Source organism: Streptomyces armeniacus, from assembly GCF_003355155.1.
Taxonomy (GTDB): Bacteria; Actinomycetota; Actinomycetes; order Streptomycetales; family Streptomycetaceae; genus Streptomyces; species Streptomyces armeniacus.
Map to the genome: position 1 here is coordinate 7,041,231 of NZ_CP031320.1, position 13,411 is coordinate 7,054,641.

Genomic DNA, 13,411 nt, shown 5'->3' on the forward strand with positions numbered 1-13,411 from the left:
GGCCGGGCCCCGGTCAGTCGTCGTCCAGGCTCCAGCTGTGGATCCACCGCGGGTGGATGCGGATGAGCTCCTCGCTGAAGTGCGCGCCGAGACCGTGCGGCCCGGTGAGCAGCTCGGCCTCGCCGCGTATCTCCACCCCGCGCACGCGCCACGGCGACACGCTCGCGATGTCGTCGACGACGAGGGAGAGCTTCGGATTGGCCTGCAGATTGCGCCACTTCTTCGTGGTGCCCATCGCGTAGCCGCCGACCAGGATCGTGCCGTCGTCCTGCGGGAAGAAGCCGACCGGGTTGGCCTGCGGCTGGCCGTCCGGGTCGACGGTCGCGAGCCGCCCCAGGCGCTGCGTGGCGAGATAGGCGCGCTCCGACGAGCTGAACGCCTTGTTGCGTGCGATGTCCGTCATGCGCCCAGCGTCACATCTCCGGCATGCGGTCGCATCGGCTTCCGGCCGTAGGACGGGACCAGGACCAGGACCAGGGCCGGGGACGGAGGGAGGGCGGGCGGAATCCCGGGACCGGGCGTTCCCGATGGCGCCTTCGGGGAGAATGAGGGCATGAGCGATCAGGGGGAGCGGCACGGTCCGCGACGCACGCATCAACAGGACGACTGGTGGTCCGAGTTGTACGACGCGGACGCCCCGGACACCGGGCGTTCGTCCGCGGGCGACACGCTCGACGACCGCTTCGCGTCGGTCACCCGTACGGTCGGCGGCGAGGACGCGGAGGCGACGCCTCCGCCGGCTCCGGAGGCAGAGACGGAGGATGCGGGCCCGGACGAAACGGAAGATGCCGCGCCGGAGCCGCAGGCACCCGCCGTGCCCGACCGTGCCGCGCGGGAACGGGCCGCGCAGCCGCCCACGTTGGAGTGGCGCTGGCTCGGCGACGACGATGACGAGCCCGGCACTCCCGCCCCGCCGACGGCCCCCGCCCCGCCTCTTATACACATCTCCGAGCCCACGCGACGGACTCCTCTCTCGTATGCCGCCTCCTGCCTGAAAAAAAATACTCTCCACTTCCCTTTCTCTTATCTCCCTCTACGCTCTCCGTCTCCACCGTCATCTCTCATCTCCCTTATTCATCTTGCGTCATACCTCCAGACTCTTGTACCGCACCGCCACACCGCCCGTCGCGCCGCCCGCCGCCCCGGAGCCGCCCCCGGAGCTGCGGGGCACCGGACCCGAGCACCCCGAGCGGGTCCGCCCGGAGATCCCGCTGACCCCCGTGGAGCGCGCGATCCGGGACGAGTTGCGCGACCTGGCCTGACCCGGCGGGGCCCCGGCACCCGGCCGCCCGCGGGGCGCGCTCAGAGCCCGTGGAGCCCGTACGTGCGCGCCGCCGTGTCCGCGAAGACCGCCGACCGCTCCGCGGCGCTGAGCCCGCCGGTCAGGGCGCGGGCCGCGGCCAGCACCCCGGTGTAGTCCGCGGCCAGCCCGCACACCGGCCAGTCCGATCCGAACATCAGCCGGTCCGCACCGAACGCGTCCAGCGCCGTCTCCGCGTAAGGCCGCAGGCCGCCGACCGTCCATGCGCCGGGAGCGGCCTCGGTGACCAGGCCGGAGAGCTTGCCGGCCGTGTTCGGCAGGGCGGCCAGCCGCCGTACGGCCCCGGCCCAGGGTTCGAGCGCCCCGGACGCGACGGGCGGCTTCCCGAGGTGGTCGAGGACGAAGGCGAGTTCCGGGCAGGCGGCGGCCGCCTCGTACGCGGCGGGCAGCTGGTGCGGCCTGACCACCAGGTCGTAGACCAGGCCGCGTTCGGCGAGCAGCCGCAGCCCGCGCCGTACGTCGGGCCGCAGCAGCCACCGCGGGTCGGGCTCGCTCTGGACCTGGTGCCGGATGCCCACCAGCCGGTCGCCGCCGGGCAGTTGGCGCAGCGCGTCGAGGGTGTCGGCGAGCCCGGGGGAGGTCAGGTCGGCCCAGCCGACAACGCCCGCGACGAGCGTGCCGCGGCGGGCGGCGAGCGCGAGGAGTTCCGGGGTCTCCTCGGGCACCGTGACGGTCTGTACGACGACGGTGGCGGTGACTCCGGCGGCCCGCGCCTGGGGTTCGAGTTCGCGGAGGGGGAAGTTCCGGCGGAGCGGGGCGAGTTCCGGGCCGGTGATCCAGTCCTGGTCGCGCACCGAGAGGTCCCATACGTGGTGGTGCGCGTCGATCACACGGTCCGGCGCCCCGCTCACGGCCCGCTCTCAGCCGGAGCCGGAGCCGGAGCCGGAGCCGGAGCCGCGGCCGGGGGTGCGGGCGCGGCCGCGGGCCGTGGGGGCAGCCGCAGCCCGGCCATGCCGCCGTCGACGGCCAGCGCGGTGCCGGTGACGGAGGCGGCGGCCGGACTCGCCAGGTACGCGATGGCGTGCGCCACTTCGTCGGCCGTGACGAGCCGGCCGGTGGGCTGGCGGGCGTTCAGGGCGGCCCGTTCCGCCTCGGGGTCGTCGGCGGCGTTCAGCAGCCGGGCCACCCAGGGGGTGTCGACGGTGGCGGGGTTGACGCAGTTGACCCGTACCCCCTCGCGGCTGTGGTCGGCGGCCATCGCGAGGGTCAGCGAGAGTACGGCGCCCTTGCTCGCGGAGTAGAGCGCACGCTGCGGGAGTCCGGCGGTGGCCGCGACCGAGCAGGTGTTGACGATTGCCGCGTGCGCGGAGCGGCGCAGATACGGCAGGGCGGCGCGGGTGGTGCGGACGATGCCGAGGACGTTGACGTCCAGCACCTGGTGCCACTGCTCGTCGGGGTTGTCCTCGACGGTTCCGGCGGCGCCGACACCGGCGTTGTTGACGAGGATGTCGAGCCCGCCGAGCAGTCCGGCGGCGTCCGCGACCCCGGCCCGTACGGACGCGTCGTCGGCAAGGTCCGCCGTGCAGCCGTGCAGTGGCGGTGCGAGCCCGGCGGCGTCCAGATCCAGTACGGCGACGCGGGCGCCGCGTCCGGCGAGCAACCGCGCGGTGGCGAGGCCGATACCGGAGGCGCCGCCCGTGACGAGCGCCGAGAGCCCGTCGAACTCGCGCCCGCCGGACTCCGGCCCGCCGGAGTCGCGCCCGTTGAACTCGCTCATGCGGATACCGCCTTGTGTCGCTGTGACATCGGATGACTGTGGGATTCCGCAGAGGGACCGTAGAGCGGCGGTCACGGCTTTGACAAGGTGCCGCCGCCCGTACCGGAGGCGCACGGCCACCGGCACACATCCGGTGAACGAAGAGTGCCGCCCGCCGCCGATGAGTTTCGCGGGCCCCCGGGGTCTAACCCTGCACACGCCGCGAACGGAGCGGCGCACAAACGGACCGCAGACACGAAGGAGAGCACGATGACCGAGCAGCAGGGCAGCGCGAAGACCGGATTCTCCTACTCCGTCTCCGCCCGGGTGGCCGCACCCGCGGCGCGCGTGTGGGAGGCGTGGACCACGCCCGAGCAGTACGTCCAGTGGTTCGGCGCCAAGCCGGGCTCGGTGGCGCTCGACGTACGGCCGGGCGGCGCCTGGAAGGCCACGCTGGTCTTCCCGGACGGCACCGAATTCCCGTTGACCGGCTCGTACGTCGAGGTCGAGCAGCCGCGGAGACTCGTGATGTCGATGGACGTGCCCGGCGCCGAACCGGGCATCATGGTGGCCGACTTCGCCGACGCGGCGGAGGGCGGCGAAGCCGGTACGGACGTCACCCTCTCGCAGACCTCCCCCACCGCCGAGGAGCGGGACCAGTCCAAGCAGGGCAGCGAGATGCTGCTGCAGCAGCTCTCCGCGTACCTGGGCTGACCACGTACGCCGGAGGGTCAGCCCGCGGCGGGAGTGTCACCGATGCGGTGCCCCGCCGTGGCCAGGCCCTCCGAGACGGCGTCCGCGAAGGCGGAGATCGCCTCGTTGTGGCGGCTGGGGACCCAGACCACCGAGGTGCGCCAGGACAGCACCGCGCCCTCCAGAGGGCGCCAGACCAGGCCGTGGGGGAGCGGCGCGGCCGGGGCCTCGTTGAGGTGGATGCCCCGGCCGGCCAGGACCAGGCCGTGGACGAAGTACGGGTTGCGGGCGTGCCGGATGGAGCCCGGCAGGAAGCCCTCGTCGCGGCAGACCGTGAGCATGTGGTCGTAGAGCCGGGGCGCCATCGAGCGCGGGAAGATGACCAGCGGCGCGCCGTTGAGGTCGCGTAGCCGGACGGGGGGCGGGGACGGGCTGCCGCTCCCGGGGTCCGCCGCGCCCGGGGACGCGGCGGACGGGGACGCGGCGGCCGCGCCGTCAACTCCCGGGTACGCGCCGCCCGTTGCCGTGGCGGCGGCCGACGGGTGGTCCGCGGGCAGGACCACGCCCAGTTCGCGCCGCGCCACCGGCCCCGACTCCAGCCCCACCGTGTCCGAGGGGTGGCGCACCACGCCCGCGTCGAGTTCGCCCTCGCGCAGCCGGGCCAGCTGCTCGTCCGTGGTCAGTTCGTGCAGGTCGATCAGTACGTCCGGGACCCGGCGCGCGAAGCCCGCCGTCAGGGTGGGCAGCACCATCGGGCCGGTGTCGGGCGGTACGCCCGCCCGCAGCACCCCCGCCTCGCCCGGCCGGATCCGGCGCATCGCCTCGCGCGCGGTCTCCACCCCGGACAGCACCGGCCGTACGTGCTCCAGCAGCAGCGCGCCGGCCTCCGTGAGCCGCACCCGGTGCCGCGTACGGTCGAACAGCCGCACGCCCAGCTCCCGTTCCAGATCGCGGATGCGCTGGGACAGCGGGGGCTGGGCCATGTGCAGCCGGTCCGCGGCTCTGCCGAAGTGGAGTTCCTCGGCGAGCACGGCGAAATAGCGCAGGTGACGGAGCTCCATGAGGCGGACCATATCGCTCCGGTATCACGGAGAGTCCCGATTGGTGTTGGCCGGATTCCGTTCCCTGCTGTTTGCATGACTGCTCACGGGACGTCCGTTCGCGGACATCCGCCCGTCGCTCCCCGTCCCCGTTCCCTCCCCGTTCCCCATGCCGTACGACGGTGCGCCGCCGCGTGCCCGTACGCGCGCCGGCGTTCCCCGACGACCCCCCCCCAGAGAGGCATCCAGCCATGGCTGAAACCGACTCCGGTACCGACTCCGGCACCGTCACCGTGACCCGCCACCCGGCCGCGCCGGGCGGCGGAACGGGCACGGAGACGTACGTCGCCGAGGTCACGCTCGACCGCCCCGGCAAGCTCAACGCCTGGACCGCCGGCATGCGCGCCGAACTCGTCGCCGCGCTCGACGCGCTCGGCGCCGACGAGCACTGCCGCGCCCTCGTCCTCACCGGCGCGGGCAGCGCCTTCTGCGCCGGTCAGGACCTCGCCGAGACCGCCGCCTTCGACCCCGGCGACCACGCCGCCGCGGAGGCGTGGATCGACGACTTCGGCCGCCTCTTCCGCGCCGTACGGAACCTGGACAAGCCGACCGTCGCCGCCGTCAACGGGGTGGCCGCGGGCTCCGGATTCCAGTACGCGCTCCTCGCCGACCTGCGGATCGGCCACCCCGGCAGCCGGATGGGCCAGCCGGAAGTGCTGTCCGGCATCCCGAGCATCACCGGCATCTGGGCCATGTGGAACGTACTGGGCCGGGCGAAGACCACCGAGTTCGCGCTCAGCGGGCGGCTGGTGGACGGCACCGAGGCGCACCGGCTGGGGCTGCTCACGCGGCTCGCCGCCGAGGACGAGGTCAAGGCGGAGGCGCGCGCCGAGGCGCAGCGGCTCGTCGAGCTGCCGCCCGGCGCGGTCGCCCTCACCAAGGGCCGCATCCGCGAACTGGATGACGCCGCGCTCGACGAGGCGCTCGACGCCGCCAAGAAGGTGCACACCGCGGCCTACGCGACCGGCGAACCGCAGCGCGAGATGGCGCGCTTCCTCGCCGGCCGCCGCCGCTGACCGCCCGCGCGCCCGCACCGCCCGCGCGCCCGCACCGCCCGCGCGCCCGCACCGCCCGCGCACCCTCGCCCGTACGAACCCCCGCCGTACGAACGCCCGCACCCCCGCCCGCACGAGAGGCCCCTCCCCGCATGACCACCAGCGTCACGCCGCACTCCGGCGAGACTGCCGACGGCGCCCGCGCCTACCGCCGCCTTGTCGAAAGCCACCGGTGGGCCGTCCCCGAGCGCTACAACATGGCCGCGGACGTTGCCGACCGGCACCGCGGCGACAAGCTCGCGATGATCTACGAGGACCACACCGGCCGCCGTGAGGAGGTGACCTGGCGGCAGATCCAGGACCGTTCCCGCCGGGTCGCCGCCCATCTGCACCGGCTCGGCGTACGCCCCGGTGACCGGGTCGCCGTCCTGCTGCCGCAGCGTACGGACACCCCCGCCACGTATCTGGGCGTGCTCCGCACCGGCGCCGTCCTGGTCACCATGTCCCTGCTGTGGGGCGACGAGCCCATCCGCTACCGGCTGGCCGACTCCGGCGCCGCCGTCCTCGTCACCGAGACCGCCGCACTGGACCGCGTCGGGCACTTCGCCGGGCAGTCGGCACAAGCGGGACAGGTCCGGCAGGTCGTGAACGTCGACGACCCGGCGATCGAGGCCCTGCCGCCCGAGTACGACACCGCCGACACCGCCCCCGACGACCCCGCGCTGATCTTCTACACCTCCGGTACCACCGGCGCCGCCAAGGGCATCGTGCACGCGCACCGCACGCTGCTCGGCCACAACGAGTTCCGGTACTGCCACGACCTGCGCCCCGGCGACGTGTTCTACGGCGCGGGCGACTGGGCCTGGTCCATGGCCAAGCTGCTGGGCCCGCTGCGCGCGGGCGCCGTCCATCTCGTCTACCGGCCCGCCGGCGGCTTCGACCCGGCCGGGCTGCTCGCCGCCATGTCCCGGAACGGGGTGACAACGGCCCTGGTCAACCCCACCTTCCTGCGTAAGATGAGGCAGGACGTGCCGGACGCGGGCAGGCGGCACCCGCAGTCCCTGCGCGTCGTGTGCTGCTCGAACGAGCCGCTCACCGCGGATCTCATCGAGTGGTTCCGTGCCCAGTTCGGCGTGACCCCGCTGGACTACTACGGGTCCACCGAGTCGTACCCCCTGCTCGGCAACTTCCCGGGCGTCCCCGTCAAGCCCGGCTCGATGGGCCGGCCGCTGCCCGGCTGGGACGTCGCCCTGCTCGACGCCGAGGGGCGCGAGGTGCCGCCGGGCGAGCCCGGCGAGATCTGCCTGCGCGCCGGCTCCAACCCGCAGTTCCCGCTCGGCTACTGGAACCGGCCGGAGGCGACGGCCGAGACCTTCGGCGGCCCCTGGTACCGGACGAAGGACCAGGCAGTGGTGGACGAGGACGGCTACTTCTGGTTCCTCGGCCGCACGGACGACGTGATCAAGACGTCCGGCTACCGCGTCGGCCCGTACGAGGTCGAGTCGGTGCTGCGCGGCCACCCGGCCGTACGCGACGCGGGCGTGGTCGGGGTCCCCGACCCCGTACGCGGCCAGGCCGTCAAGGCGTGGCTCGAACTGAACGACGGCCACGAGCCGACGGAGGCGCTCGCCCGCGAGATCGCGGGGTTCGCCCGGGAGACGCACTCGCGGTTCGCGTATCCGCGGCTGGTCGAGTTCGTGGCCGAACTGCCGCGCTCGGCGACCGGCAAGATCCAGCGGGCCGCGCTGCGCGCCCGCGACGAGAACGCAGCCGCCCCTGAGACCGGCCCCGCAACCGAAACCGACCCCGTAACCGAGACCGCACCCGCACCCGACGCCGCGCACCAGCCGGGCCAGGAGGACGACGGAGATGACGACGGATCAACCGACCTCGGTACCGCCCACCCTGCCCGCAGAGCCGGTGACGGACAGCCCTGACGAGCAGGACGAGCAGAAGGTACGCCGCAAGGTCACCGCCGCCACCGCCGTCGGCAACTTCGTCGAGTGGTTCGACTCCGGCGCGTACGCGATCATGTCCGCCACCCTCGCCGGCCTGTTCTTCCCGCAGTACGACAAGACCGCCGCGCTCCTCGCCACCTGGGCCGTCTTCGCCGGCGGCTTCGTCGCCCGGCCGCTGGGCGCCGCGTTCTTCGGCCGCTACGGCGACCGCATCGGCCGCAACCGCATGCTCGCGCTGAGCGTGCTGTGCATGAGCGGCTCGACGTTCCTGATCGGCGTGCTGCCCGGCTACGCCACCCTCGGCATCGTCGCGCCGGTCCTGCTGTTCCTGCTGCGTACGGTGCAGGGCTTCTCCACCGGCGGCGAGTACACGGGCGCGTCGGCGTTCATCATGGAGTACGCCCCGGACGGCCGCCGCGCGCGGTACGCCAGCGTGGTGCCGCTCACCGTCGGGCTGGCTTCGGTGGCGGGTGCCATGACGGGGCTGGTCATCACGTCCACGCTCAGCGACGGCGCGCTGGAGAGCTGGGGCTGGCGGATCCCGTTCCTGCTGGCCGGTCCGCTCGGCCTGATCGGCCTCTACCTCCGCAGCCGCATCCAGGACACCCCCGTGTTCAGGGCGATGGAGCGGCGCGAGGCCGTACGGGAGGCGCCGCTGCGGGAGGCGGCGCGGGTGTGCCGGAAGCAGGTGCTGACGCTGTTCGGCTACAGCATCACCAACGCCGTCGGTTACTACCTCATGAGCAGCTACCTCATCGCGTACATGTCGGAAGAGGTCGGCTACAGCAAGACGGAGGCGATGCTCACCAGCGTCGTCGCGATGCTCGCGTACAGCGCGGCGTGCCCGCTGATGGCCGCCGCCAGCGACCGGTACGGGCGCCGCCCGATGCTGCTCGTGGCCTGCGGCGGCTTCGCGGTGGCGACGCTGCCCGCGTTCTGGCTGATCGGCACGGGGCTGCCGGGCGCGGTCGCCGGCGCGTCGGTGCTCGCGGTGCTGGTCGCGGTGATCGGCACCTCGAACGTGCCGGCGATGGTCGAGATGTTCCCGGGCCAGCTGCGCGCGAGCGGTTCCGCCATCGGGTACACGGCGGCGTACGTGCTGTTCGGCGGCACCGCTCCGTTCGTGGCCACCGGGCTGGTGTCGGTGGCGGGTACGCCGCTGGCGCCCGGGTTCTATCTGATGGCGCTGGCGGTCGTGTCCGGGCTGGTGGTGCTGTTCGCCTTCCGGGAGACGCTGCACCTGCCGCTGAACCGGACGACGGTGCTGGAGAAGTAGCCCCCGCGAGGGGCACGGGCGGCCGTACGCGCCGCGTCAGGACGCCTCGGGATTCCCGTACGGCTCGGGATTCTCCGGACCGGGTTCGGGCCCGACGCGTACGGCCGCCTCCTCCGCGGACGCGGCGGCACCGTCGATCCCGACGTCGGCGCCGACCACGTCCTTCTCCTCGTCGGGGTGCGCGCCCTCGTCGGGCGCCACGAGCCGGCCCGCCCGGTCGCCCTCCGTGCCGCCGCCGGGCAGTTCCTCGGCGGGCGGCCGCATGTCCTCGTCGGCGACGTCCTCGCCGGTCACGTCCTCGTCGCCGCCGGCCGCCGTCTCGCGCCCGGGTGCCTCCCCGGCGTCGGGCACCTCCCGCGACAGCCGCTCGTCGAGCGACTCGCCCTCCAGCTGCTCGCTCCCCGTCGTGCCGTGGCTCTCCACGGCCAGCGGCTTCTCCGGCGGTGAATAGCCCTCGTCGAGAGCGCTGTCCAGGCCGCGGTCGACGAGAGTGTCCTCCGGTTCGAGCACGTTGGTGTCCTCCTGCACCTCCGACTCGTCGGGTTGGTAGACCTCGTCGCCCATGTCGCTGCTCGCCATAGGTGTTCGCTCCTCGCTGGGTGCCGGCTTCGCCGTACGGGTTTCCGCCGCCCACGTGCGCACACATCACGTGTCGGCGGCGGGGGCCTGCCGGGCTGCGCCAGGTCGAACGTAATCGCACCCGTACGCATAGTGAGCGTCCGGAAGCAATCCCCAACGGTACGGCCCGTACGTCGTGACGCTCCGCCGGTGCGCGGAGTTGGGCCCGCCGCGTGGGCTGCCTTCGTGTCTTACGCTGCCGGGCGCTCGAGCTGATCGGCGTCGCGCGTGGCGTGCCGACGAGGTGGCGGGCGAGGCGTAGGAAGACGATGCCGCAGGGAAATCCGTACATTGTGGTCACCCGTATAGTCGCAACATGAGCAACAGGCCACGTGACCCGTCCACCACTGTCACTGTGCAGGCGGTCGACCGGGCGGTCGACGTGCTCGAGTTCCTGGCGGGCAGACGGAGAGCCGGGGTCACGGAGATCGCCGCGGCGCTGGACGTGCACAAGTCGACGGCGTTCCGGCTGGTGAACGCGCTGGCGGCGCGCGGGCTGGTGGAGCAGCGGGAGCAGCGCGGGAAGTACTGCCTCGGGTTCGAACTGATCCGGCTGGGCGGTGCCAAGCGCTTTCAGCCGGACATGATCACGCTGGCGAACCCGGTCTGCGAGCGGCTGGCCGAAGAAGTCGGGGAGACGGTCAACATCGCCGTCTCCGAGGACGGCATGGCCGTGAACATCGCCCAGGCGCGCGGTCTGGCCGCGGTCATCACGCAGAACTGGATGGGACGCCGTACGCCCCTGCACGCGACGGCCAGCGGCAAGGTGCTGCTGGCGTTCACGCCCGCGCGGGAGCGGTCCGATCTGTTCGCGGCGGAGCTGGAGGAGTACACCTCCTCTACGGTGACGGACGTGGCGGTGCTGGAAGCGGAGCTGGCCGAGATCGTCGGGCAGGGCTACGGGCTGGCCTCGGAGGAGCTGGAGCTCGGGCTGAACGCCGCCGCCGCGCCGGTGCGGGCCGCCGACGGGACCGTCGTGTTCGCCGTGAGCGCGTCGGGGCCCTCGTACCGGCTCACCGCCGAGCGGCTGCCGGACGTGGCGAAGTCCGTCATCGACGCGGCGACGGAGATCTCCTGGCTGCTCGGGTGGCTGCCCGAGTGACGCCTGCGGGTGGGCGTCTGAGGCCCCGTCCGAGGTCTCGCGTCAGGCCCCGCGTGAGGGCCCGCGTCACGTCGTCACCGCCGCCCAGTCCGCGGCGAGCCGGCGGCGCCACCGGGTGAACTGCTTCGGCTGGTCCATGCCCAGGACCGCCGTCGGCCGGCCGTCCCGTTCGTAAACCGCCAGGAAGCTCCGGTCCTCAGGGTCGCCCGACTCGATCCGTACGCTGTCGCCGTCCCGGCGTGCGCCCGCGAACTGGATGCGTACGCCGTACTGTTCGGACCAGAAGTACGGCAGCGGACCGCACGCCGTGTCCGCGCCCGCGTCCGGTCCGGCGAGCAGCGCCCGTACGGCGGTCTCCGGCTGCCGGAGCGCGTCCGTCCAGTGTTCGGTGCGTACGTGCCGTGCCGGGCCCGGCTGGTACGAGGCGGCGCAGTCGCCGGCGGCGACGACGTGCGGCACCGCGGTGGCGCCGCGCGCGTCGGTGCGTACGCCGTCCCGTATGTCCAGGCCGGAGTCCGCGAGCCAGTCGGTGTTGGGCTCCGCGCCGATCCCGACGAGGACGGTGGCGGCGGGCAGCACCGTGCCGTCGGCGAGCCGTACGCCCTCCACCCGTGCGCCGCCCAGCAGTTCGCGCACGGGAACGCCGCACAGCACCGGGACGCCGTGGTCGGTGTGCAGTCCGGCGCAGACGGCGCCCATCCCGGCGCCGAGCGGTCCGGCGAGCGGCACGGGCAGCGCCTCGACCACGGTGACGTCGAGCCCGGCGGCGAGCGCCGTCGAGGCGACCTCGGACCCGATGAACCCGGCGCCGATGACCACCAACGGCCCGCCCGAGCGCAGCGATTCGCGGAGCGCGAGCGCGTCGTCCAGGGTGCGCAGCGTGTGCACGCCGGACATGCCGCCGGCGCCGGGAGCCCCGGCGCCGGGGAGCGTTCTCGCCCGCGCGCCGGTCGCGATGACGACGCCGTCGGCGCGCACCTCGCCGCCGTCCGACAGCGTGATCCGGCGCTCGTACGGGTCGAGGGCGGTGGCCGTGGTGCCCAGCCGCCAGTCGACGGCGAGGGACTCGTCGTCGTCCGTGGTGAGCGCCAGCTCCTCGGTGGACGTACGGGACAGCAGGAAGTCCTTGGACAGCGGCGGGCGGTCGTACGGTGCCCGCGGCTCGTCCCCGATCAGCGTGATCCCGCCGTCGTAACCCTGTGCGCGCAGCGCGCGCGCCGCCGCCAGCCCGGCCAGCGACGCACCGACGACCGCGACGGACCGCATCACAACGCCCCGACGGGCGCGGCGACATGCACGCGCACGACGCCGTCCTCCACGGTCACGCGGTGCGTGCGCACGGGCCGCTTGGCGGGCGGTCCGCTGGGCATGCCGGTGCGCAGGTCGAAGCAGGCGGCGTGCAGCGGGCACTCCACGGTGCAGCCTTCGAGCCAGCCGTCCGCCAGGGAGGCGTCCTGGTGGGTGCACGTGTCGTCGATGGCGTAGAGCTCGCCGTCGGCGTTGAAGACGGCGACGGCCTCGGTGCCCTCGGCGGCGTCGACGCGGACGGACTCGCCGGGGGGCAGATCCTCGATGCGGCATGCGACGAGGACGGTGTCTTCGCGGGTGAGGGTCTCACTGTGTTCCATGACGGTTCCTCCGTACGCGGGCGGAGGCAGGCGGCCTCCGCGAATACGACAAGGGGGGATGTGATGGCGGTGCGGGAACACGGCGTTGGACGAGTCGCCACTCGTTTGTTTCACATGACGCAACCTGATTGGCTATGCGCAACAAACTGTGGGGGCGAGCGGGAGCCGGTGTCAAGCAGAAGTTCGGGCCACGCGAGATACCGTTCGCCCATGGGCAACGAGACGCAGAACGCCGGCACCGCCGGCGGAAGGGGCGGGGGCTCGCTCGTCCAGTCGGTGGACCGCGCCGTCACCGTGCTGGCCATCCTGGCCCGGCACGGCGAGGCCGGAGTGACGGAGATCGCCGAGGAGTTGGGTGTGCACAAGTCCACGGCGTTCCGGCTGGTCGGCGCCCTGGAGCAGCGCGACCTCGTGGAGCAGACCGCGGACCGCGGCAAGTACCAGCTGGCGTACGGCATCGTGCGGCTCGCCGGTGCCGCCAGCGCCCAGCTGGAGATCACGCGGGAGAGCCGCGCCGTGTGCCAGCAGCTGGCCGAGGAGTCGGGCGAGGGCGTGAACATAGCCGTCCTGGACCGGGGCGAGGCCATCAATGTCAGCCAGATCCGCGCGCTCCGCTCCGTCAGCGCCTACAACTGGGTGGGCCAGCGCACGCCGCTGCACGCCACCTCGAGCGGCAAGGTGCTGCTGGCCTTCGAGTCCCCCGAACGGGGCCGTGAGCTGATCTCCGGCGGGCTCGAACGGTTCACGGACCACACCGTCTGCGACGTACGTGAGCTGCAGGCCGAGCTCGAACGGGTGCGGGAGCGCGGCTGGAGCAGCACGACGGAGGAGCTGGAGGTCGGCCTCAACGCCATCGCGTGCCCGGTCTACGGCGCCGAGGGCGAGGTCGTCGCCGCGCTGAGCATCTCGGGCCCGTCGTACCGGCTTTCGACGGACGTGTTCCCGCAGCTCGCGCGGGTGGTGGGAGAGGCGGCGGCGGAGGTCAGCGCGCGCATCGAGCGCCGCGCCTGAGCCGGAGCGGTCC

At 73.4% G+C, this 13,411-nt stretch carries 14 protein-coding genes; 7 read left to right on the forward strand and 7 right to left on the reverse strand.

Features of this window, described 5'->3' with window-relative positions; all coding sequences use genetic code 11:
* Positions 1-13: 13 nt before the first annotated feature.
* Entirely contained in the window at positions 14-403 is a 390-nt protein-coding gene (locus tag DVA86_RS30655; RefSeq protein ID WP_208883216.1) for a PPOX class F420-dependent oxidoreductase, read from the reverse strand.
* Between the two features lie 697 nt (positions 404-1,100).
* On the opposite strand from DVA86_RS30655, the gene DVA86_RS30660 reads away from it, so the two are divergent.
* Positions 1,101-1,262, forward strand: a complete 162-nt coding sequence (locus tag DVA86_RS30660; protein ID WP_208883217.1) for a DUF6059 family protein — start codon at positions 1,101-1,103, stop codon at positions 1,260-1,262.
* 40 nt (positions 1,263-1,302) lie between these two features.
* On the opposite strand, the gene DVA86_RS30665 is transcribed toward DVA86_RS30660, so the two are convergent.
* Entirely contained in the window at positions 1,303-2,172 is an 870-nt protein-coding gene (locus tag DVA86_RS30665; protein ID WP_208883219.1) for an amidohydrolase family protein, read from the reverse strand.
* Positions 2,169-3,038 carry an SDR family NAD(P)-dependent oxidoreductase gene (locus tag DVA86_RS30670; RefSeq protein ID WP_208883221.1) on the reverse strand — a complete coding sequence of 290 codons (870 nt, stop codon included), beginning with the start codon at positions 3,036-3,038 and terminating at the stop codon, positions 2,169-2,171. Before DVA86_RS30670 ends, DVA86_RS30665 begins: the two co-directional genes overlap by 4 nt.
* Before the next feature lie 249 nt (positions 3,039-3,287).
* On the opposite strand from DVA86_RS30670, the gene DVA86_RS30675 reads away from it, so the two are divergent.
* Positions 3,288-3,731: an SRPBCC family protein gene (locus DVA86_RS30675; protein ID WP_208883223.1), complete on the forward strand. Its 444-nt coding sequence runs from the start codon at positions 3,288-3,290 to the stop codon at positions 3,729-3,731.
* Positions 3,732-3,748: 17 nt separating this feature from the next.
* On the opposite strand, the gene DVA86_RS30680 is transcribed toward DVA86_RS30675, so the two are convergent.
* The gene (locus tag DVA86_RS30680; protein WP_208883225.1) at positions 3,749-4,771 is read right to left on the reverse strand and encodes a LysR family transcriptional regulator; all 1,023 of its coding nucleotides are present in this window, start codon (positions 4,769-4,771) and stop codon (positions 3,749-3,751) included.
* Between the two features lie 230 nt (positions 4,772-5,001).
* Between DVA86_RS30680 and DVA86_RS30685 the strand changes: the two genes are divergently transcribed.
* From DVA86_RS30685 to DVA86_RS30695, 3 genes are all read left to right on the forward strand, one after another.
* Positions 5,002-5,826, forward strand: coding sequence for an enoyl-CoA hydratase/isomerase family protein (locus DVA86_RS30685; protein WP_208883226.1), 825 nt, complete (start codon positions 5,002-5,004; stop codon positions 5,824-5,826).
* 131 nt (positions 5,827-5,957) lie between these two features.
* The gene (locus DVA86_RS30690) at positions 5,958-7,742 is read left to right on the forward strand and encodes an acetate--CoA ligase (protein WP_208883228.1); all 1,785 of its coding nucleotides are present in this window, start codon (positions 5,958-5,960) and stop codon (positions 7,740-7,742) included.
* Positions 7,675-9,039, forward strand: coding sequence for an MFS transporter (locus tag DVA86_RS30695; RefSeq protein WP_208883230.1), 1,365 nt, complete (start codon positions 7,675-7,677; stop codon positions 9,037-9,039). The genes DVA86_RS30690 and DVA86_RS30695 overlap by 68 nt, the downstream gene beginning before the upstream one ends.
* Positions 9,040-9,075: 36 nt before the next feature.
* Here the strand turns inward: DVA86_RS30695 and DVA86_RS30700 are convergent, their stop codons facing one another.
* Positions 9,076-9,618, reverse strand: a complete 543-nt coding sequence (locus tag DVA86_RS30700) for a DUF5709 domain-containing protein (protein ID WP_208883232.1) — start codon at positions 9,616-9,618, stop codon at positions 9,076-9,078.
* A gap of 394 nt (positions 9,619-10,012) precedes the next feature.
* Between DVA86_RS30700 and DVA86_RS30705 the strand changes: the two genes are divergently transcribed.
* Positions 10,013-10,759, forward strand: coding sequence for an IclR family transcriptional regulator (locus DVA86_RS30705; protein WP_222623465.1), 747 nt, complete (start codon positions 10,013-10,015; stop codon positions 10,757-10,759).
* Positions 10,760-10,825: 66 nt separating this feature from the next.
* On the opposite strand, the gene DVA86_RS30710 is transcribed toward DVA86_RS30705, so the two are convergent.
* Entirely contained in the window at positions 10,826-12,025 is a 1,200-nt protein-coding gene (locus tag DVA86_RS30710) for an NAD(P)/FAD-dependent oxidoreductase (RefSeq protein WP_208883236.1), read from the reverse strand.
* A complete protein-coding gene (locus DVA86_RS30715; protein ID WP_208883238.1) occupies positions 12,025-12,387 on the reverse strand; it encodes a bifunctional 3-phenylpropionate/cinnamic acid dioxygenase ferredoxin subunit in 363 nt (120 codons plus the stop codon). Before DVA86_RS30715 ends, DVA86_RS30710 begins: the two co-directional genes overlap by 1 nt.
* 210 nt (positions 12,388-12,597) lie before the next feature.
* Here DVA86_RS30715 and DVA86_RS30720 point away from each other — a divergent pair, with 210 nt between their 5' ends.
* Positions 12,598-13,398 (forward strand): IclR family transcriptional regulator, encoded by an 801-nt coding sequence (locus tag DVA86_RS30720; RefSeq protein ID WP_208883240.1) that lies wholly within the window; start codon positions 12,598-12,600, stop codon positions 13,396-13,398.
* Positions 13,399-13,411 lie beyond the last annotated feature (13 nt).